Below are 21,948 nucleotides of genomic sequence, written 5' to 3'. Positions count from 1 at the left end.
ATGAGTCCCCACACCGCACGTCCCGTCAACACCTCCTCCGGCCCCACGGGTTACAGCCTGCCGCTGTCCCCCTCGGGGCGGTCCTCGATGATCACGCCGCCGCCGTGGCATTTCAGTGGTGATGTGATCATGGTCGACTACCGGGTCGACCCCGACGCGGTGCGCGCGTTCCTGCCGCCAGGGCTGACGTTGGGGCCGAACCCCGGCGCGGCTGCCGCGGTGTTCGCCGACTGGCAGTGGTGTTCGGACTCGGGCGCCGAACTGTCGACGCCGGAACGGAGCCAGTTCAAGGAATTCCTCCTCCTGCTCGAGTGCGCCCATGAGGGGCGGACGATGGTTCGTTGCCCGTACGCCTGGGTCGACCAGCCGGTGCCCATGGCCCGGGGATGGGTTCAGGGCATGCCGAAGCAGTTGGGCACCATCTACCAGACCCGAGCGCTGCCGGTGGGGCGGGCGGGGACCAGGAAAGGGACGGGGGAGCGGTTCCACGGTTCCCTGTCCGTGTTCGGGGAGAGGGTGGCGCGGGCCGAGGTGGCCTGTGTCGAGGAGGTGGCGGAGCTGCCCTCGCTGCACGCGGTGCCCCTCGCCCACACGAGGATCTTCCCGCCCTGGTTGTCGGATGAGCGCCCACTGGAGCAACTCGTCGCCTCCGAGGTGACCGACATTGAGACCTCGAGGATCTGGGCCGGTCCGGCTGACCTCGAACTGTGGCGGGAAGGGCTGGACGCGGACTTCGGAACGCTCACTCCGGTGGAGGTCGGGCGAGGCTACGTGTTCAGCTACGCGGAGACACTGCGGGGCGGGCGGCTCCTCGGCGGGAGGTGACCGCCCGTCCCGTCACGCTCCCTGGACGACCACCGCTCCACCGTTCAGGTTGGCCGCTCGTACCTTGCGCGGGCTGTCGGGGTCGTGGGGCAGGTTGATCTCGGCCCGGTCGTACTCGCTGGTCGCGGTGATCGCGTAGCTGTGCTCGGTGGGGAGGGTCACCACCACCGAGGAGTGGCGTGCCACCGCCTCGACGGAATCGGGCGGGTTGGTGAATCCGAGCCGGACGCTGCCGTTCTCGCTGCGGACGTTCACCTCGGACGAGCGGAGCCTTTCCCCGCTGATCGCGCCCGCGACTCCGTTCACCTGCAGTCTTCCCGAGACGTTGTTCAGGTTTACGGTGCCGTTGGTGTTCCGGATGTCCAGGTTGTTGGGCACGTCCACGACCCTGATCCCACCGGCATCCGAGATGAGGGAGAGGTTCGCCTCCGCGGGCACTCCCACCTCGAAACTCGCACCGCAGCCCGGGGAGAAACCCTCGCAGCGCGCGGTCAGCCGGAGCTCGCCGTTCTCCAGGGACCAGGAGGCGTTCCCTTCCTCGGCGGCCATACCCGTGAGCGAGCGTTTGGCGTTGACGGCGTCACCGGGGGCCGGCACCACCCGCAGGTCGAAGTTGCCGGCGTTGATCGTCAACTCCTGCCCGTCCAGGCTGAACTCCTGTTCGTCGCTACGCGGCGGTGTGTTGGCACCGTTGATGGTGCATGCGCTCGTGGCGCAGAGGAACGCCACCAGGCCAAGGGCCACCGGCACCACACGCCGCGCGGTTCCCGTCATCGATAGTCCCTCCCGTTCATCTGAACCGTGTTCACCCCGCTGAGCTGGGGCTGCGCCGCACTCCGACCGTCCGCGACCGAATCACGAGCCGTCGTTGTCCCGCCAAGCCCCACGTCACGGGAGCGGCGAGCACGGCTCGACCCCGGAGGGGACAGGGCGTCGTCACTTCCGCGTCTACCAGCGGTGGCGGCGGTGGTAAGCAGGGGCAACCACAACCCGCACGTCGCTGAGGTCACGTCGACGAGGCCAGTCCAGTTAAGCCTGTACCCACCGACGGCGTCACTGCAGACAACTGCCGAAAAGCACTAGTGCTAGCTGTACTGCCGCCGTGAGCGGGCTGTCGACTCCGCTGAGGCCGCGACGATGTCAGAGCACGGGTGGGATCTTCCCACGTCCTCACCCACCGGGTCAGGGGTAGAACGGAGCAAGGGACATCGGCCTCACGGCGGCTGACCACGGCGGATGTTGGATGGACCACCACCGAGTGGGGTCGGACACCGACGGGGCACCCAGAACCGCGACAGCTCTCAGCCACCTCAGGCGCTGTCGACAACGGACCTAAACCGCCCGTTATCGACGGAGGTACGTGAGGACGGCGAGGACTCGGCGATTGTGCTGATCGTTCGGCCCCAGCCCGAGTTTGGTCAGGATATTCGCGATGTGCTTGCTGACCGCGGCTTCGGTCACGAACAACCGTTGGCTGATGGCGAGGTTGGACCGTCCCTGGGCCATGTGCTCGAGGACCTCCCGCTCCCGAGGCGTCAGCCTGCGCACGGGATCGCCAGGCTCGCCCAACAACTGGCGCACGACCTCGGGATCGACGACGGTGCCGCCCTGACCGATGCGGGTAACGGCGTCCAGGAACTCGGCGACGTCCCCGACCCGTTCCTTCAGCAGGTACCCCACCCCGCCCTCGTCGCCGGTGTTCAGCAAGGTGGTGGCGTAGTCCTCGGCCACGTACTGGCTGAGGGCCAACACACCCAAACCGCGGTGACGACGCCGCAACCTGACCGCGGCGCGCAGGCCGTCGTCCGCGTGGTTCGGAGGCATGCGGACGTCCGTAACCAACATGTCCGGCCGGTGTCGGTTCACGGCGACGACGGCGGCTTCGGCGTCCTCCACGCAGGCGACGACCTCGTGACCGAAACGCTGGAGCAGGCTGGCGAGTCCTTCGCGCAGCAGCGCCCCGTCCTCGGCAAGTACGATCCGCACGTTGCCCCGGCTCTCCTCACCACTCGATGTCTCCGCCCTGACGCGGGTGACCAGGACGATCATACGGGAAAAATCCCGTTCCCCGTCGTTCCCGAGAAGGCACGTCCAAGGTCGCCACCCCTCGTGCGGGCAGCGCGACCTCGGCACTCTGCCCACCCCGATATTTAGACATCCGCTGAAAGGCATGGAACGAGGATAAGGCGATCGTCAGGATGGTCACGAGTGGCGACCTGATGCCGTGCGCCGCACGCGGGTTCTCCCGACCCTGCGTCTCACCAGGTCGTGCGGTCGAAAGGAGGGATTGTTCTGTGTTGACCCTGCGGTTGCGGGACGACGAGGTCCGAGGAATTCAGGACGTCGCGACCGAGTTGGCCAAGGAGTTCCCCTCAGTGGAGTCCGAGGGATTTCTCCGAACAGCCCGCTCCTATGCCGACGAAATCCCACGAAGTGTGCGTTCGGCACTGTATTCCTACCGCAACACCGAGACGGACGGCCTCGTCGTGATCTCCGGAATTCCGATCGACGACGACGCTGTCGGTCCCACTCCCGCTGACTGGCGGGACGAGCGCACTCCCTCTCCCACCTTGCGGGAGGACATCGCGTTCTTCCTACTCGGAAGTCTACTCGGTGAGGCCATCGGGTGGGCTACGCAGCAGGACGGGCGCATCATGCACGACATCTTCCCCATGAAGGGCCACGAACACGAGCAGATCGGTTCCGGGTCCTCCGAACTGCTCACCTGGCACACCGAGGACGCATACCACCCGTTGCGCACCGACTACCTGGGGCTGATGTGCCTGCGCAACCACGAGGGGGTGGAGACCACCGCTGCCGAGATCAGTGAGGTCCAGCTCGACGACCAGACCAGGGACCTCCTTTTCGAGGAAAGGTTCTTCATCCTCCCCGACAAGTCACACCGCGCTCAGAACCAGAACAGCTCGACCACCAGGAGCACGCGCTCGGCGGCGCTCCTTCAGCGCAGTTACGAGCGAGTCGAGGAACTCCTGAGGAAACCGGAGCCAGTCGCGGTTCTCTTCGGCGACCCACGGGATCCCTACCTCAGGATCGACCCCTTCTACATGGAGAACGCGCAGGGGGAGGTCGAGCAGGAGGCACTTGGAAAAGTCATCGACGCTGTCGACGCGGCGATGTCCGGGGTGGTCCTGCGGCCCGGCGACATCTGCTTCATCGACAACTACCGGGTGGTCCACGGGAGGAAACCTTTCCAGGCGCGGTTCGACGGCACCGACCGCTGGCTCCGCCGGCTGAACATCACGAGGGATCTCAGGAAGTCCCGTGGCTCCCGGCTTGACGCACAATCCCGGGTGATCTACTGACGAGCCGCAGATGATTTTCTTCCGCCAGCCAGCGTGATTCGGCGGAGGAATGGGACGAGCGCGGACCGATCCCTCACCAGCGCGAACGGCCCGCCTCCGTCCTCGGGAACACCGATCCGGTCCGGGGTCCGCATCCCGGATCGCGCAGGGACCAGCCAACCGGGCGGTCGTGCGCACCCAGCCGCAGGGACCTCCGGGGAATTCGGGGTCCGGTCCCGTCGAAGTGGCGGAACCTCGCGCCGAGGAGCTCGGGTAGGCGCCCCGGGTGTTGAGTCAGGAGGACGCGCACGCGATGACACGTGAACTCGGGCAATCCTTCCCACCAGCCGGTGTTCAGCCGACCGGCCGAACGCCGTCCGGTCTCCCGGTGGGGGTGGGTGGTGGGGTGGGAAGCAGTCACCCACTGCCCCAGGCCGGTGTGCACGACCTCGTCCGGGACCAGGCCCGGGCCACTCCCGACGCGGTCGCGGTCCTCACCGACACCGGTCAGGCCCTGACCTACCAGGACCTGCTCCACCGGGCCGACGCGCTCGCCGACCACCTCGCCGCGCATCAGGCGGGACCCGACACCCTGATCGGGCTCTGCCTGCCCCGCGGTTTGGACCTGATGGTCGCCCTGCTGGCGGTCCTGTCCACCGGAGCCGGGTACCTGCCCCTGGACCCGGACTACCCCCACGACCGCCTGGAGTTGATGCTCACCGATTCCCAGGCACCGATCGTGCTCACCCACCACGACCTCCGACCCCGACTCCCCCACCTCGACACCCACTGGGTCCATCTCGACCAGGACCTGCCCACCAGCCCGGCCCGTACCCCCCACCCGACACACCCGGACTCCACCGCCTACGCCATCTACACCTCCGGCTCCACCGGCCGTCCCAAAGGTGTGCTGGTCTCCCACCGGGCGATCGTCAACCGGCTGCTGTGGATGCAGCACCAGTACCCGATCACCCCCACCGACCGGGTCCTGCACAAAACCCCCACCAGTTTCGATGTCTCGGTCTGGGAACTGTTCTGGCCGTTGATCACCGGGGCCAGCGTGGTCCTGGCCGGGCCCGGCCGGCACCGGGAACCCGACTACCTCGCCCGGCTCATCACCGAGCACGCGGTCACCACCTGCCACTTCGTGCCCTCGCTGTTCCGGGAGTTCCTCGACGACCCCGCGGCCACCCGCGCCTCGGGCCTGCGGCAGGTCTTCTGCTCTGGTGAGGCACTCCCGGCCGGAGTGCTCACGCGGGCGCACGCGCTACTACCGGACACCGCCGTGCACAACCTCTACGGCCCGACCGAAGCCGCCGTGGACGTCACCTACTGGCCCTGCCCGGTGGGCACCGAACGGGTCCTCATCGGGTTCCCTGTGTGGAACACCGCCACCCACGTCCTGGACCCCACGCTGCGCCCGGTGCCCCCCGGTGTCCCCGGTGAGCTCTACCTCTCCGGTGTCCAACTGGCCCGGGGATACCACCACCAGCCCGGCCGCACCGCGGAACGGTTCGTGGCCAGCCCCTTCCACCACGGTGCCCGGCTCTACCGGACCGGGGACCTCGTCCGAGAGGACACCACCGGAGCCCTGGAGTTCCTGGGCCGCGCTGACGACCAGGTCAAGATCAGGGGTCAACGGATCGAGCTCGGGGAGATCGAGACCGCGTTGACCGCGCACCCCGGGATCCGGCACGCCGTGGTCGGCGTCCACGAGGGACGGTTGGCCGCCTACGCGGTCGCCGCCGATCAGGAACTCGACCCCATCGAGGTGCGCGCGTTCCTGGGACGGACCCTGCCCGCTTCCTGGGTGCCCACCTGGCTGGTCTGGATACCGGCACTACCGGTGGGACCCTCGGGCAAACTCGACCGGCGGGCCCTGCCCGACCCCCGCACCGCCACCAACACCACGGTGCGCCCCGACGCTGGTGTCCTCTCCCCGGTGGAGACGGCCGTGATCGGCGTGTGGGCGGAGGTGTTGGAGATCCCCGCGGAGCTGATCGGCCGGCAGGACGACTTCTTCGTCATCGGGGGTGACTCGCTGCTGGCGTTGCGGGTGGTCTCCCGGCTCCGCCGTCTCGGGCATCCCGCGGTGGCCTCCAACCTGTTGTTCGACCATCCCAGTCCCGCGGCGGTGGCCGCCGCGTTGGAGGCGCTGGAGGACACGCCCGGCTCGGTCGGGGCCGTGGCGGTGGGCGGTGTCCCGGCCGGGGACCGCCCGGTGTTGTCATGGTCCCAGCAGCGGTTCTGGTTCCTGCACGAGTACAACCCCGACGGGGTCGAGTACAACGTCACCCGGGGATTCCGCCTCCAGGGCCAGGTCGATGTCCCCGCTCTGGAGCGGGCGTTGCGGGACGTGGCCGCTCGGCACGCTCCGCTGCGGACCACGATCGCTGTCGAGGACGACGAACCGTTCCAGCGGGTGGCCGCCCCGGCGGAGGGCCAGTTCCCGTTGCGGGTGGTCGATCTGGGTGATCTGCCGGACCTCGAGCGTGATACCGCCTGGCAGCGGGTGACCGATACCGAGGTGCGGACCCCGTTCGACCTGCGTGGCGGCCCGGTGGCGCGGGCGTTGCTGGTCCGTGTTGGGGAGCAGGACCAGGTGTTGGTGCTCAGCGCGCATCACGCGGTGATCGACGGGTGGTCGTGGGGGGTGCTGACCCGGGATCTGGGTGAGTGCTACACCGCCGCTCTGCGGGGACGGGTACCGCGGTTACCGGAGTTACCGGTCGCCTATCCCGAGTACGCGCGGTGGCAGCGGGTGGTGTTCACCGAGTCGGTGTTGGAGGCGCCGTCCCGGCGGTGGCGGGAGCGGGTGCGGGACCTGCCGGTGTCGCGGTTGCCGGTGGACCACCGGCAACCGGTGGTGCGTACCGGTCGGGGTGGGGCGGTGTACTCGCGGATTGATCCCGAGGTCACCGGGGTGCTCCGGGCGGTGGGTCGGGCGCAGGGCGCGACGTTGTTCATGGTGCTGGTGGCGGTGTGCCAGGTGTGGTTGTCCCGGCATACCGGGCAGCGTGAGGTGGCGTTGGGTACGGCGGTGTCCGGGCGGGTGCGTCCGGAGTTGGAGTCGTTGGTGGGGTGTTTCATCAACACGTTGGTGTTACGTGGTCGGGTGGAGCCCGGGGAGACGTTCACCGCGTTGTTGGCCCGGGTCCGGGCGGGTGTGGTGGAGGCGTTGGCGGATCAGGACGTGCCGTTCCAGCGGGTGGTGGAACAGGCCGGGGTGGAGCGGGATGTGTCCCGGACCCCGCTGGTCCAGGCGATGATGGTGTTACAGAACGGGCCGGAGGTCCGGTTGGAGCTGGGTGGGGTTCGGGGTGTTCCCGCCCGGGTGCCGTGTGTGTCCTCGGTGACGGACGTGACGGTGGAGTTCACCGAGGTCGGGGGTGGTTTGGATGTGATGGTGCAGTACTCCTCGGAGGTGTTCTCCGAGGAGACGGTGGTGGGGATGGCGGGCCGGTTGGGTGCGGTGGTGGAGGCGGTCGCGGCGGGTCCTGGGGGTGTGGTGGGGGGCTTGTCGGTGTTGACCGGGGCGGATCGGGTGGTGTTGGAGGCCGGTCACGCCGCGGGGGTCGGGTCGGTGGGGGCGGGCACCGTGCCGGAGGTGGTGCGGGAGTGGGCCCGGTCGGATCCGGAGCGGGTCGCGGTGGTGTGTGGTGAGCGGGTGGTGACGTATGCGGGGTTGGAGGCGTGGTCGGAGCGGGTGGCGTGGCGGTTGCGGGGGTTGGGGGTGGGACCGGAATCGCGGGTGGGTGTGGTGATGGGCCGGTCGGAACGGGTGATCGTGGCGATGTTGGGGGTGTTGAAAGCGGGTGGGGTGTATGTGCCGGTGCAGGGGAGCACGCCCCGGGAGCGGGTGCGGGGGTTGTGGTCGGTGACGGGGGTGTCGGTGGTGATCACTGATGGGGGGTATCGGGAGGTGGTGGACGGGTTGACCCCACACACCATCACCCTCGACGACATACCGGAGGACGACGCGGACGGTTTCGCGCCGCCGCTCACGCCCGACACGGAGGTTCTCCCGGACAATCTGGCCTACGTGATGTTCACGTCGGGTTCGACGGGGCAGCCCAAGGGCGTCGCGATCACCCACGAGGACATCGTCAGCCTCAGCAGGGACAGTCGCTGGGCCTCGGCCCATCACCGCGTGCTCTTCCACTCACCGCAGGCGTTCGACGCGTCGACCTTCGAGATATGGGTGCCGCTGCTGACCGGGGGTCAGGTCGAGGTGGCCCAGGAGGAGCTCAGCCCGGCATCGGTCCGGGAGATGGGATCCCGTCGCGGCGTCTCGTACCTGTTCCTCACCACAGCCCTGTTCAACGTCCTGGCCGAGGAGGACCCGGGCTGCTTCGCGGACCTCGCCGAAGTGTGGACCGGTGGCGAGATCGCATCACCGACGGCGTTCGACCGCGTGCTCGCGCATTGCCCGGACCTCCGGCTGGTCCACGTGTACGGGCCGACCGAGACCACCACCTTCGCGCTCAGCCAGCCCGTGACCCGTGCCATCTCCGGCACGGGAACGGTCCCCGTGGGGCTGCCCCTCGACGGGACGCGGGTGTACGTGCTGGACGAGGGATTGGCACTCACCCCACCCGGCACCCAGGGAGAGCTCTACCTCGCCGGCGAAGGACTGGCACGCGGCTACCTGAACCGCCCCGGTCTCACCGCCGAACGCTTCGTCGCTGACCCCTTCGGCACTGGCACCCGCCTCTACCGCACCGGGGACATCGTCCGGTGGAACCGGCGGGGAGAACTGGAGTTCGTCGGGCGCGCCGACGACCAGGTCAAGATCCGGGGCTTCCGCATCGAGCTGGGTGAGGTGGAGGCAGCGCTGCTCGCGGCCCCCGACGTGATCGACGCCGTCGTCCTCGCTCGTGGCGACGACGGCAGGAAACACCTCGCCGCCTACGTCGTCCCCATCGAACCTGGAGAGGCGGCCGAGACGAGGATCGTCTCGTATCTCGAGGACCGGCTTCCCGACTACATGGTGCCGACACGCGTGGTGACGATGCGGGCACTGCCGCTGACGACCAACGGCAAGGTCGATCGATACGCTCTACCCGAGGTCGACCTCACCGAGCGGTTCGTCGCAGGGCCGGAGGTCCACGTCCCGCCCCGGACCGAGGTCCAGCGTGTGCTCACCGAGATCTGGGCCGACGTGACACGGGCGGACCGAGTCGGCATCCGGGACAACTTCTTCACCCTGGGCGGCGACTCGATCCTGGCCCTCCAGATCCTCGCCCGCGCGCAACGCGCGGGGATCGTCATGTCCTCCCGCGACATCTTCCAGCACCAGACGGTGGAGGCGCTGAGCTCGGTCGTCACCATGGCCGAGGCCGCTCACCAGCCGCCGAGCGACACGACCACGGACCACGCCCCGGCACCGCTCACACCTATCCAGGCGTTCTCCTTCGAAGCGTTCGACGCACCCGAGGAGCTCACCCAGTACGTGCTCGTCGACCTGGATCCCGAGGTCGACCGAAGAAGGTTGCGCGCCGCGATCAACGCCCTCAGCCAGCACCACGCGGCACTCCGGACCAGGTTCATCAGTGACGGCGATACGTGGACGCAGCGCGTGGGCGACAGGGAGGCCCGCCAGGTCGACCTGCGCACGGTCTCGCTGGGCGCACCGGACGAGCGCGACGTTCAACCAGCCCTCGACGAGGAGGTCAGGAAAGCGCAGCACCTGGTGTCGCTGACCGGGGACAGCCTGTTCGCCGCAGTGCTGTTCGACCTCGGCCACGGCCGTCGCCCCCGCCTGCTGCTGACCGCGCACCACCTCGTGGTGGACAGCGTCAGCTGGCGCATCCTCCTCGAGGACCTCCACGAGGCCTACACGCGGATCGACGACGGCCGACCAGTCGATCTCGGCCCGGTCACCAGCACCGTGACGCAGTGGGCACGCCGGCTGCGAGATCACGCCACGGCCGGCGGTTTCGACGACGAGTTGCCCTACTGGCACGGGTACCGGGACTGGTCGAACCCCGGTCTTCCCCTCGACGGAGCGGGACCGAACACGGTGGGCAGCGAGGCGTCGATCACGGTCCACCTCGACCGCGCGGAAACCCAGGCTCTCCTCCGTGACGTGCCCGATGTCTACCGCACGGAGATCAACGACGTGCTCATCGCCGCCCTCGGTGCGGTCCTCCGGGACTGGACGGGACGGGACCGCGTCCTCATCGGGCTCGAGGGCCACGGTCGAGAAGACGTCTTCGACGACATCGACCTGAGCCGCACCGTCGGTTGGTTCACCTCGTACTTCCCGGTCACCATCGACCTCACCGGCGCTACGGACGAGCGCACGCTGCTCACGACCGTCAAGGAACAGCTCCGGGCGGTTCCCCGGCGGGGGCTGGGGTACGGGGCGTTGCGGTACTCACGGGAAGAGCCAGGGCTCGCCGGCGAACCGTATCCGGAGGTAGGCCTGAACTACCTGGGACAACTCCACAACGCGGGGACGCACGACGGCCTTCTCCGCTCCACCCCCGAGATCCACCTCCACCAGCGGTCGGACGACCAGCGCATGCACGTCCTCGACGTCGTGGGGGCGGTCACGGGAGGACTTCTCACGTTCACCTTCACCTTCTCGGTCAATCGCCACGGCCACGCGACGATCTCGGGCCTGGCTGAGCGTTTCACTAGCGCACTCCGGCGGCTACTGGTGCACTGCCTGACTCCGGGGGCCGGAGGACGGACTCCCTCCGACTTCCCGCTCGCCGAGCTTGAACAGCCGGAGCTCGACCGGGTGGTGGGAGACGGGCGGCACGTCCACGACGTGTACCCCCTCACTCCCATGCAGACCGGCATGCTGTTCCACACCCTGATGAGTGGGGAGGAGTCGACGCGGTACCTGGAGCAGGCGTGGCTCTCACCCGAGGGCCTGGAGGAACCCGAACTGGTCGCGCGGGCGCTCCGCAGGGTCGTGGCACGGATCGACGTGCTCCGGACCGCCGTGGTCTGGGAAGGACTGCCGCGACCGCTGCAGGTCGTGCACCAGGACGCCGAGGTCCCCATCACCGTCCTGGACTGGAGCGGTCACGACGAGGCTGCCCGGATGGAGGCTGCCCGCACCTTCCTCGAGCGGGAGCGGGCTCAGGGTGTCGACCTGGGCCGAGCACCCCTCCTTCGCCTGGGCATCGCGGTGCTGCCCGGCCGGCGGCTACGACTGATGTGGACCTTCCACCACATCCTGTTCGATGGCTGGAGCCTGATGGGCATCCTGACAGAACTGTTCGGGGAGTACACCGCTCTCGAGTCCGGCCGGGCGTTCGAACCGCCCTTCCGCCCGCCCTACCGCGTCTTCGTCGAATGGCTGGAGAACCGGGACACGGCTGCCGACGAGACCTACTGGCGCTCGGTGCTCGCTCCGCTGGGCGCCCCGTCGGTGCTTCCACTCGACCGGCCCCAGAACGGCGGCCACCGCACCTTCTCCTCCGAGCACGTGGTGCTGCGCCTCGACCCGGACCTGACCGCGCGCATCAGTGCGTTGGCCCGGAACGCTCGTCTCACGCTGAACACCATCGTGCAAGGTGTTTGGGCCGTGGCCCTCTCCCGTTACACCGGCCAGGGGACGGTCTGTTTCGGTGTGGCGTCCTCAGGCCGACCCGCTGACCTGCCGGGCGTCGAGTCGATGATCGGACTGTTCATCAACACGTTGCCCGCCTGCGTCGAGGTCAGGCACGAGCAGGACCTCCTGCCATGGCTGCGCGCGTTGCAGGCGGAACAGGCGACCGCGCGGCACCACGAGCACGTCTCGCTCGCCCAGGTCCAGTCCTGGGCCGAGGTGGCGGGAGGAGGCCCGCTCTTCGACAGCGTCGTGGTGTTCGAGAACTACCCGGTGGACCCCCGGATGGCGGCGGAACGAGGACTGGTCGTCTCCGAGATCGGCAAGACCACGGGAACGAACTACGCGTTGGCCCTCGCCGTGTACCCGGGGGACACGTTCGTTCTCGAACTGCACCACGACCCCGAGGTCCTCGACCGAAGTACCGTCGAACGCTTCGCCGAGCACCTCCGGACCCTCCTGGGAGGCCTGGAACGGAACCCGCGCCGGACCGTCGGCGAGCTACCAATGCTGCCGCCGAGGGAGGAGTCGACCATCGAGGCCTGGTCGGGCTCGACCTCGGACGCGAACACCGATCAGCCGGTCCACACGGCCATCAGCTGGTGGTGCTCGCGCCGGCCAGACTCCGACGCGGTGGTGCACCACGGCCAGCGACTGACCTACGCGGAACTCGACGAACGCGCCAACCGACTGGCCAACTACCTGGTCGGGTTGGGAGTGGGTTCGGATTCCGTAGTCGGGCTGGCCCTCGACGTCGGGATCGACCTCATCGTCGCGGTGCTCGCCGTTCTCAGGGCGAATGCCGCCTGCCTGCCCCTCGATTCCGGCTACCCCGGTGAACGACTCGGGATGATGCTCTCCGAAACCCGCCCGGACCTCGTGCTGGCACACGCCGTGCGCGCGGACGCGCTTCCTCCGGGGGAGTGGGGCGTCGTCAGCCTCGACGAGGTCCGTGAGGTCGTCGCCCGGCAGTCACGTGACGCACCGGTCGGTCCGGGTTCCGCCCGAGGGCTGGCATACGTCGTCTACACCTCCGGTTCCACGGGGCGACCGAAGGGTGTGATGGTCGAGCACCGCTCACTGCGGAACCTCGTCTCCGCCGCCCGGACCGCCTACGGGTTGACGCCGGGCAGTCGGGTCCTCCAGGTCTACTCGATGAGCTTCGACGGCGGGATCCAGGACGTGTTCATGACGCTGGCCACGGGCGGCACTCTGGTCCTCGTCGACTCGGAGCGACGGACCGACGTCGTCCACATCGAGGAGGTCGCGCGGGCCGAGGAGGTCACCGTGGCGATCCTGCCGCAGGCGGTCCTCACGGCCCTCGACCGTGACAACCTTCCCGCGCTGCGCTGCGTCGGCAGTGGCGGCGACGTTCTCTCCGCGGATCTCGCGCGCGCCTGGGCGAGCAGCCGCCGAATCGTGAACATCTACGGCCCCAGCGAGACGACCATCGCGGTCACCCTGTTCCCGGTCCCGCTTGGAACCACCCCGGGCAGCATCCCGCTGGGCCGACCCATTCCCAATGTGCGGTTCCACGTCCTCGACGGCTACCTGCGGCCCGTCCCGGTAGGAGTCGTCGGGGAACTGCACGTGGGAGGAGTTGGCGTGGCACGCGGTTATGTCCGGCAACCGGTGCGCACGGCCGAACGCTTCGTTGCCGATCCGTTCGGAGCTCCTGGCGCTCGGCTGTACCGCACCGGCGACCTCGTGCGCTGGAACGCCCAGGGGATGCTCGAATTCGTGGGTCGCGCCGACGACCAGGTCAAGATCCGAGGTTTTCGCGTCGAACTGGCGGAAGTCGAGAACGCGATCGTCCGCCACCCCACGGTCGGTGCGGCCGTGGTCGTAGCGGTGGAGGACACTTCCGACCACCGGCGCCTGGTCGCCTACGTCGTTCCGAGCGGAACGACGTCGGAGGTGCCATTGGCCGAGCTGCGCTCCCACTTGGCGGAGCTGTTGCCTGACTACATGGTGCCCGCCCGGTACGTCGCGGTCGACGACCTGCCGCTCACCGCGAACGGGAAGGTGGACCGTCGACTCCTGTCGGAGGTGGGCCCAGGGGAACAGCAGGCGACACGGCACGTTCCGCCGAGTACTCCGACTGAGGAGGCACTGGCCGACCTGTGGGTCGAAGTGCTCGCGCTCGACGAGGTCAGCGCGATGGATGACTTCTTCGACCTGGGTGGCGACTCGATCAGCAGTATCCGGCTGGTCTCCCGCATCCGTCAGACCTTCGAGATCGACGTTTCGCCCCGTGACCTGTTCGAGCACAGGACGATCGTCGATCTCGGAGCGGTCGTGGGGAACAGGATCCTGGAGAAGTGGGAACGGGTCGTGGACGGAGCTGGCGGCCGTGGCTAGATCGGAGAAGGTCATGAACTCCTCCATTTCCCAGGACCGCCTGGACGCGCTCCCGGAGCATGTGCGTGAGCTCGTCCGCCGGCAGCTGGCTGGTGGGGTCGAGCGCACCACCGAACGGGACGGGCTCGTTCCCGTGGATCGGGGTCGGATCGTTCCGCAGGCGAGCGCGCAGCAGCGCCTGTGGTTCCTGCACGAGCTGGACCCGAACTCGGTGGAGTACGGGGCTCCGAAGGTCCTCCGCCTCACTGGGCGGCTCGACGCGGACGCGTTGGCACACGCGGTCAGGGCGCTCGTCCAGCGGCACGAGCCGCTCCGGACTACGTTCGCCACTCAGGACGGGGTTGGCGTCCAGGTCGTCCACGCCTCGGCTGAGGCACCGGTGGTGAGGATCGACCTGGGGGACCATGACCGGGAACGGGCGGGGGCCGAACTCGACGGGGTCCTGCGGAGCGAGGTCGGGCGTCCCTTCGATCTGGAGAACGGGCCGCTGTTGAGGGTTGTCCTCGTTCGGTTGGCCGCCGACGAGCACGTCCTCATGCTCAACACGCACCACATCGTCAGCGACGGCTGGTCGATGGCCCTGCTGGTCGACGACCTGATGGCGTTGTACGCCGCGGCGGTGCGGGGTGCCGAGCCCTCGCTCCCGGAGCTGCCGCTCCAGTACGTCGACTATGCCGCCTGGGAACAGTCCGGACAGGATGACTCCAGGCAGCGGGGCCAGTTGGACTACTGGCGGAAGCAGCTGGACGGGCTGACGCCCGCCGAACTCCCCACCGATCGCCCTCGACCAGCCATCCGCAGTGGACGCGGTGCGCTCCACGTGTTCGACGTGGACCGTGACCTGGTGGCAGCACTGCGCGAGATGTCCAGGAGGGAAGGTGCGACCGTCTTCACGGTGCTGGTCGCAGCGACCAGGGTGCTTCTCGCGCACTACTCGGGCAGCCAGGACATCGGTGTGGGCACCGTGACATCCGGCCGAGGTCGCCCCGAACTCGAGCGCATGGTCGGTGTCTTCATCAACACGGTGGTGCTTCGCGGCCAGGTGGACGAGACACTGCCCTTCACGGCGCTCCTCGCCCGGGAAAGGCAGACGATGTGGGACGCCCTCGCCAACCAGGACGTCCCGTTCCAGCGCCTGGTGAGCGTCCTGAGCCCGGACAGGGATCACAGCAGGCCACCGCTGGTGCAGGTGATGATCAACTACCAGAACGCGCCGTCCCACGCGGCGCGGGGGGCAGGACTGCACCTGGAGGACGTCGTCCCGCCCGTGGTCAGCGCGAACCTGGACCTCGGCATCGACTTCTACGAGCGTGACGGTGGTCTCCGGACGTACGTCGAGTACAACACGGACCTGTTCGATGGGGGGACGATCGCCCGTCTCGGGCAGCATCTCCACACCCTGCTGCGGTCCCTGCTCGATCACCCCACCCAACCCCTGCGCACCCTGACCCCCCTCACCCCCGACCAGCACCACGCCCTGACCCACACCACCCCCACCCACCCGCACACACCCGCACCACCACTGCACCACACCATCACCCACCACGCCCGCACCCACCCCGACCACATCGCCGTGTCCCACCACGACAACCACCTCACCTACCAGCAACTCGACACCCACGCCCGCCGCCTGGCCCACCACCTACGCACCCACCACAACCTGGGCCCGGGTGACCTGGTCGGCCTGCACCTACCCCGCGGCACCGAGGCGGTCACCGCCCTGCTAGCGGTCTGGCACACCGGTGCCGCGTTCGTGCCCCTGGACCCCACCCACCCCCCGGCGACCCTGGCCGTCCTGCTCGACTCCGCCCAACCCCAGCTGACGGTGACCCTGCCCGAACTCGCCGACCAACTACCCCCACACCTGCCCACCACCACCCTGAACTCCCTGACCACCCCGGACTCCGGGGACCGCGAGGAGGTATCGCACGGGACGAGTATCGACACAGCCGGGCACCCCACCACCACAGCGGGCACCCTGCACCACACCGCCTACGTCATCTACACCTCCGGCACCACCGGAACCCCCAAAGGCGTCACCGTCGACCACGCCAACCTCGACCACATCCGCCACGCCTGGAACACCCGCTACCACCTCCAGGGCACCCGCCCCACCTGCCTGTCGGTCTCCCCGGTGGGCGTGGACCTCTTCGTCGCTGACCTCCTCCTCGCCACCGCCTTCGGTGGCACCCTCATCATCTGCCCCCAGGACACCCTCCACGACCCCCATGCCCTGGCCGACCTGCTCCACCACAGCCAGGCCACCCTGATGGTCACCGTCCCCGCCGTCGCCACCGCCCTGGCCGCCGAGGTCACCACCCGGGGCCGGTCCCTGGCACCTCTGCGGGTCCTGGCGGTGGGCTCGGAAGGATGGCGGGCCGCCGACAGTGCCCGGGTCGCCGCCGCCGCGGGCTCCACCACCCGGGTGTTCAACGCCTACGGCGCCACCGAGACCACCGTGGACGCCACCGTGCATGCCCTGGACACCCCGGTGGAACGGGAACCGTTCGTCCCCCTGGGCCAACCCCTGGTCAACACCGGGGTGTACGTGGTGGACCGGTGGATGCGGCCCGTACCGGTGGGAGTACCCGGTGAGGTGTGGATCGGGGGTCCTGGTGTCGCCCGGGGTTACCGCAACGCCCCAGGGTTGAGCGCGACCCGGTTCGTGGCCGATCCTTTCGGCCCCCTGCCCGGGGGCCGGGTGTACCGGACTGGGGACCGGGCCCGGTGGCGTCCCGAGGGGGGGTTGGAGTTCCTGGGTCGGGTGGACGACCAGGTCCAGGTGGGAGGGTTCCGGGTCGAGCCCGCCGAGGTGGAGAAGGTCGTGGCGGGATGTCCGGGGGTGGAGGCGGTGGTGGTCACCGCTCGGCGGGACCCGACCGGTCGGGATCGGTTGGTGGGCTATGTGGTGGGGGACGCGCCGGTGGGTGTGGTGGAGGAGTTCACGGCGGCCCGCCTACCGGGGTATGCGGTGCCGGGGGTGTGGGTGGTGTTGTCGGAGTTGCCGGTGGGGGCGGCGGGCACGGTGGTGCGTCGGGAGTTGCCCGGTCCGGTGTGGAGTGGTGGGGCCGGGTCGGGGTACCGGGCTCCGGTGGGTGAGGTGGAACGGGAGATGGCCCGGGTGTGGGGTGAGGTGTTGGGGGTGGACCCGGGTGGGGTGAGCGCGGGGGAGAGTTTCTTCCGGGTGGGGGGTGACTCGATCGCGAGTTTGCGGTTGGTGTCGTTGGTGCGGGACCGGTGGGGGGTGGTGTTGTCGCCTCGGCAGGTGTTCGATACCCCGACGGTGGCGGGGTTGGCGGGGGTGGTGGAGGCCCGGGTTGGGGTGGTGGAGGTGTCCGGGAGTGGTGTGGTGCCGGTGGGGGGTGGGGGGCCGTTCCCGGTGTCCTTCGCCCAACAACGACTCTGGTTCCTGAACGACCTCAACCCCGGTGCCGAGTACAACTCGGGAACGATCCTGCGATTCCGGGGTCACTTGGTCGAGTCGGCTGTCCGGTTCGCCCTGGAGACCCTGGTGGCCCGGCACGAGACGCTGCGGACGACCTTCGACACCGTCGAGGGCCGAGGTGTTCAGGTGGTGGGACCGGTGGAATCGCCCCTTCGGGTGGTCGACCTGTCCACCGTCCCGGAACGGCAACGTCCGGGTCTGCTCGAACACCGCCTGCGGGAGGAAGTCGAAACCCCCTTCGACCTGAGGAACGGCCCGGTGCACCGGGCCAGTCTGCTGCGGGTGGAGCCGGACACCCACCTGTTCGCGCTGATCATCCACCACATCAACACCGATGGCTGGTCGATGCGGCTGCTCGCGACCGAGTTCGCGGAGTGCTACACCGCCCATGTCGAACACCGCGTCCCCGCCCTGCCCGACCTGCCGATCACCTACCGCGACTACGCCGCCTGGCAACGCCACCACCTCACCGACCACCACCTCAGCGACCACCTCGACTACTGGCGCACCACACTGGCCGACGTCACCCCCCTGACCCTGCCCACCGACCACCCCCGCCCTCCCGTACGCCGCTCCACCGGCGCGACGCTGACCCTGCCCCTGCCACCGGAACTCGGCATCCGCCTGCGACACCTGGCCCAGGACCAGGACGTCACCCTGTTCACGGTCCTGCTCGCCGTGACGACACTGTGGCTGGCCCGCCATACCGGCAACCCGGACGTGGTCGTGGGAACCGCCACCTCGGGACGCGGCCAACCCGAGGTGCGGGACGTGGTCGGGTTCTTCGTCAACACCGTCGCCCTGCGGACGAGGGTCGAGGAACGGGAGTCCTTCACCGCGCTGCTCGCCCGGGTCCGGGAGACGGTGCTGGGCGCGTTCGCCCACGAGGACGTGCCTTTCGACCGGGTCGTGGACGCGGTCTGGACACACCGGGACCCCTCCCGCAACCCCTTGGTGGAGGTGATGGTCGTGCTGGACAACACCCCACAACGACCGATCACCCTGCCCGACCTCACCACCGAGGAGGTCGACGCCCCGGCGCGGGTGAGCACGCACGACCTCCTGGTCGAGTTCGTCGATCGGGACGACGCGTTGACCCTCAAGGTCTCCTACGCCGACGCGCTCTTCGAACCGGACACGGTGCGGGCGATGGGGGAAGGTCTGGCCGCGCTCCTGGGCCAAGTCGTCGGCGAGGCTGACCGGCCACTGCGGACGCTCGCCGCTCCCACCTCCCCCCACCCGCTACCGGCATCCGTCGTCGGGGACCTGCCGGACACGGACCAGGTCCCCGACCGCTGCGTCCACGAGCTCGTGTCAGAGCGGGTCCGCCTCCGACCGGACGCGTTGGCGGTCCGCTTCGGTGGCCGGTCGTTGACCTACGTCGAGCTCGACGAGCGTGCCAATCGCCTTGCCCACCACCTCCGCCGCCGAGGCGCGGTGCCGGACCAGCTGGTCGGGGTGTTCCTCGACCGGGGAACGGAACTCGTGGTCTCGCTGCTCGCGGTGCTCAAGGCGGGGGCCGCCTACCTGCCCTTGGACGCGACGACTCCCCAGGACCGGGTGGCTCGGGTGATCGCCGACGCCGGGGTGTCCCTGGTGGTCACGCGGGAACACCTCTGCGACCGCCTACCGGAGGGGCTGGGCGTGGTGCGGGTGGACGCTGACTGGCCGCTGGTGGCCGGGGAGAGCGGAACCACCCCCCAGCCGAGGAGCGTCCCCTCGAACCTCGCCTACGCGATCTACACCTCTGGTTCCACCGGTAAGCCCAAGGGCGTGGCGGTGCCGCACCGCAACGTCGTGCGGCTGTTCTCGGCGATGAACCGGTGGCACACCCTGCGACCAGAGGATGTCTGGACCCAGTTCCATTCCTTCGCCTTCGACTTCTCCGTTTGGGAGATCTGGGGCGCGCTCCTTTCCGGTGGCAGTGTCGTCGTGGTGCCCGGGGAGACCACCCGTTCGCCGAAGGACTTCCTCGCGCTGCTGGCCGAGGAACGGGTGACCGTTCTCAACCAGACTCCTTCGGCGTTCTACCAGCTCGGCAGGGTGCGGAACGAGGAGTCGGAGCTCCGGGAGCGCCTCGCGGTCCGCCAGGTGATCCTGAGCGGGGAACCGCTCGACGTGAGTCGGCTCGAGGACTGGTTCGTCGATGACGCCGCCTCCCACCGGACACTGGCCAACCTCTACGGCATCACCGAGACGACGGTCGTCAGCACCTGCCGCCCCCTGGAGAGCGCCCACCAGGGAGCGCCCCTGGGACTGATCGGCGCCAGCCTTCCCGGGATGCGGATCTACCTGCTGGACAACGCCCTGCGCCCGGCACCGGTGGGAGCCCCCGGCGAGTTGTACGTCGCTGGGTCGGGGGTTGCCCGTGGGTATCTGAACCTCCCGGGGCGAACGGCGGAACGTTTCGTGGCTGATCCGTTCGCTGGCGACGGGGAGCGGATGTACCGGTCTGGTGACCTGGCGCGGTGGCGATCCGACGGCGACCTCGAGTACCTGGGAAGGGCCGACAACCAGGTCAAGATCCGCGGTTTCCGGATCGAACTCGGTGAGGTGGAGACGGTGTTGGGGCAGCACCCGGCGGTGGCGGACGCGTCCGCCGTGGTCCGCGAGGACACGCCAGGAGACCGGAGGCTGGTGTGCTACGCCACCCCCTCCGGCGATCGGCTTCCTCCGCAGCAGGAGCTGCGAGCGTTCCTCAAGCTCCGGCTCCCGTCCTACTCGGTGCCGTCCGTGATCGTGGCACTCGACGAACTCCCGTTGACCAACAACGGCAAGATCGACCAACGCCGCCTCCCCCCACCCTCGGAGCCGGCCGCCGCGACGTCCAGCGCCTCTCGGCAACCGCTGACCGACGACCAGGCGGTGCTCGCCGCGATCTGGGCGAGGGTCATCGGTGTTCCCGAAGTGGGACCGCGTGATGACTTCTTCGAGTTGGGCGGTGACTCCATCCTCTCCATGCAGGTCGTCGCCGAAGCTCGCCGGTCCGGGCTGCGGCTCACGACGGGGGACCTCTACGCGAACCCCACGGTGGAGGCGTTGGCGACGGTGGTGGAGGCCGCCAGACCAAGCGGTGACGACAGCGGGACCCTGGGCCCGGCCCCTCTGACCCCCATCCAACATGACTTCTTCGCCGCCCAGCGCACCACACCGAACCAGTTCAACCAGTCCGTGTTCGTCCGACTCCGGAAGGGGGCGGACCCCATCACGCTGCGAGCAGCCGTCGACGTCGTGGTGGCCAGGCACGACGCCCTCCGCCTCCGGTTCGGTCACGGTGACGGCCACTGGTCCCAGTGGGTCTCCGGTGACGAGAGCATCGGTCTCCTGGAGTTCCGGGACGTCTCGGACGCGCCGAGCTCGGAGCGGACTTCGCTGGTGAACCGCTTGGCAGCCGAGGCCGACGCGGCACTCGACCTCCACGACGGCCCGGTGTTCCGCGGGCTCCTCTTCGACCTCGGTCCGGAGGAGGGCAGGTGGTTGTTCCTCACCGCGCACCACCTGGTCATCGACGGCGTGTCCTGGAAGATCGTCCTCGACGACCTCGAGGAGGCCTACGTTCTGATCAGCGGGGGCGAGCAACCTGATCTGGGTTACCGGGCGACATCCTTCCCCTCGTGGGCGCGTCGCCTGGCCGAGCACGCCGCGAGCGGGGCGTTCGACTCCGAACTCGAGTACTGGCTGGGCGTCGCCGACACCCCTGACCTCCCCGTCGACGGTGATGGCCCGAACGTGGCGGGATCCGTGCGACAGGTCGGCTTCACCCTGGGCGACCGCGCCACCGAAGCACTCCTGAGGGCGGCGCCGACGGTGTTCCGCACGCGCGTGAACGAAGTGCTGCTGACCGCGCTGACCTGGGCGCTCGGCCAGTGGACCGGAGAGGGCCGTGTCCTGGTGGGCCTTGAGGGGCACGGCAGGGAGGACATCCTCGACGATCTCGACCTGTCGAGGACCGTCGGCTGGTTCACCACCGTGTTCCCGGTCGTCGTCGAGGTCCCCACCGCCCGCCATCCGAACTGGAGGGACCTCGTCCGCACCGTACGCCGCCAGCTGAGGCGCGTACCCGGCAACGGCATCGGTTACGGCGTGCTCCGCCGCCTCGGTCGGTCCGACGGGGCCGCCTCGCTCGCCGCCACGCCACCACCTCAGGTGGTCTTCAACTACAACGGCCGCCTCGACAACACCATCGGGGACGGTGCGAGCCGCATCTATGAGTCGTTCCACGACCCGGTGGGAGAACCACTGGCCCCCACCGAGTCGTTGCAGCAGCTGCTCGAGGTCGTGGGCTCCGTGCGCGCCTCCAAGCTCAGCTTCTCGCTGTACTACTCGGTCAACGTGCACCGGCCCACGACGGCGGAACGGGTGCTGGGTGAGTTCCAGCGGGCGCTGCTCGCGCTGGCCCAGGAACTCGATCCCCTGGTCGTCATCGACGAGGAACGAGGGGACTGAAC

The 21,948-nt window shown here is 69.1% G+C and carries 6 protein-coding genes; 4 read left to right on the top strand and 2 right to left on the bottom strand.

The genetic code is table 11. The annotated features are described in order from the left end of the window. Complete coding sequence (mppR, locus tag C1701_RS01060; RefSeq protein ID WP_030107561.1) at positions 1 to 825, top strand: enduracididine biosynthesis enzyme MppR; 825 nt, start codon at positions 1 to 3, stop codon at positions 823 to 825. Between the two features lie 12 nt (positions 826 to 837). Here mppR and C1701_RS01055 read toward each other — a convergent pair whose 3' ends face one another. Both C1701_RS01055 and C1701_RS01050 read right to left on the bottom strand, forming a co-directional pair. Next, the gene (locus C1701_RS01055; protein WP_030107562.1) at positions 838 to 1,599 is read right to left on the bottom strand and encodes a hypothetical protein; all 762 of its coding nucleotides are present in this window, start codon (positions 1,597 to 1,599) and stop codon (positions 838 to 840) included. Positions 1,600 to 2,169: 570 nt separating this feature from the next. Continuing rightward, entirely contained in the window at positions 2,170 to 2,811 is a 642-nt protein-coding gene (locus C1701_RS01050; RefSeq protein WP_030107563.1) for a response regulator transcription factor, read from the bottom strand. Between the two features lie 308 nt (positions 2,812 to 3,119). Between C1701_RS01050 and gntD the strand changes: the two genes are divergently transcribed. From gntD to C1701_RS01035, 3 genes are all read left to right on the top strand, one after another. Next, positions 3,120 to 4,148 (top strand): guanitoxin biosynthesis L-enduracididine beta-hydroxylase GntD, encoded by a 1,029-nt coding sequence (gntD, locus tag C1701_RS01045; RefSeq protein WP_035276211.1) that lies wholly within the window; start codon positions 3,120 to 3,122, stop codon positions 4,146 to 4,148. Between the two features lie 385 nt (positions 4,149 to 4,533). Next, the gene (locus C1701_RS01040; RefSeq protein WP_337662055.1) at positions 4,534 to 14,055 is read left to right on the top strand and encodes an amino acid adenylation domain-containing protein; all 9,522 of its coding nucleotides are present in this window, start codon (positions 4,534 to 4,536) and stop codon (positions 14,053 to 14,055) included. Positions 14,056 to 14,068: 13 nt separating this feature from the next. Further along, complete coding sequence (locus C1701_RS01035) at positions 14,069 to 21,946, top strand: non-ribosomal peptide synthetase (RefSeq protein WP_103055340.1); 7,878 nt, start codon at positions 14,069 to 14,071, stop codon at positions 21,944 to 21,946. Positions 21,947 to 21,948 lie beyond the last annotated feature (2 nt).

It is taken from the genome of Actinoalloteichus sp. AHMU CJ021, assembly GCF_002895405.1.
GTDB classification, from domain to species: Bacteria; Actinomycetota; Actinomycetes; order Mycobacteriales; family Pseudonocardiaceae; genus Actinoalloteichus_B; species Actinoalloteichus_B caeruleus.
This window is presented reverse-complemented; position numbering and strand designations above follow the sequence as displayed.

Coding starts and splice junctions, on each gene's coding strand:
- mppR (WP_030107561.1), top strand. CDS start 1: ATGAGTCCCCACACCGCACGTCCCGTCAACACCTCCTCCGGCCCCACG.
- C1701_RS01035 (WP_103055340.1), top strand. CDS start 14,069: ATGAACTCCTCCATTTCCCAGGACCGCCTGGACGCGCTCCCGGAGCAT.
- C1701_RS01055 (WP_030107562.1), bottom strand. CDS start 1,599: ATGACGGGAACCGCGCGGCGTGTGGTGCCGGTGGCCCTTGGCCTGGTG.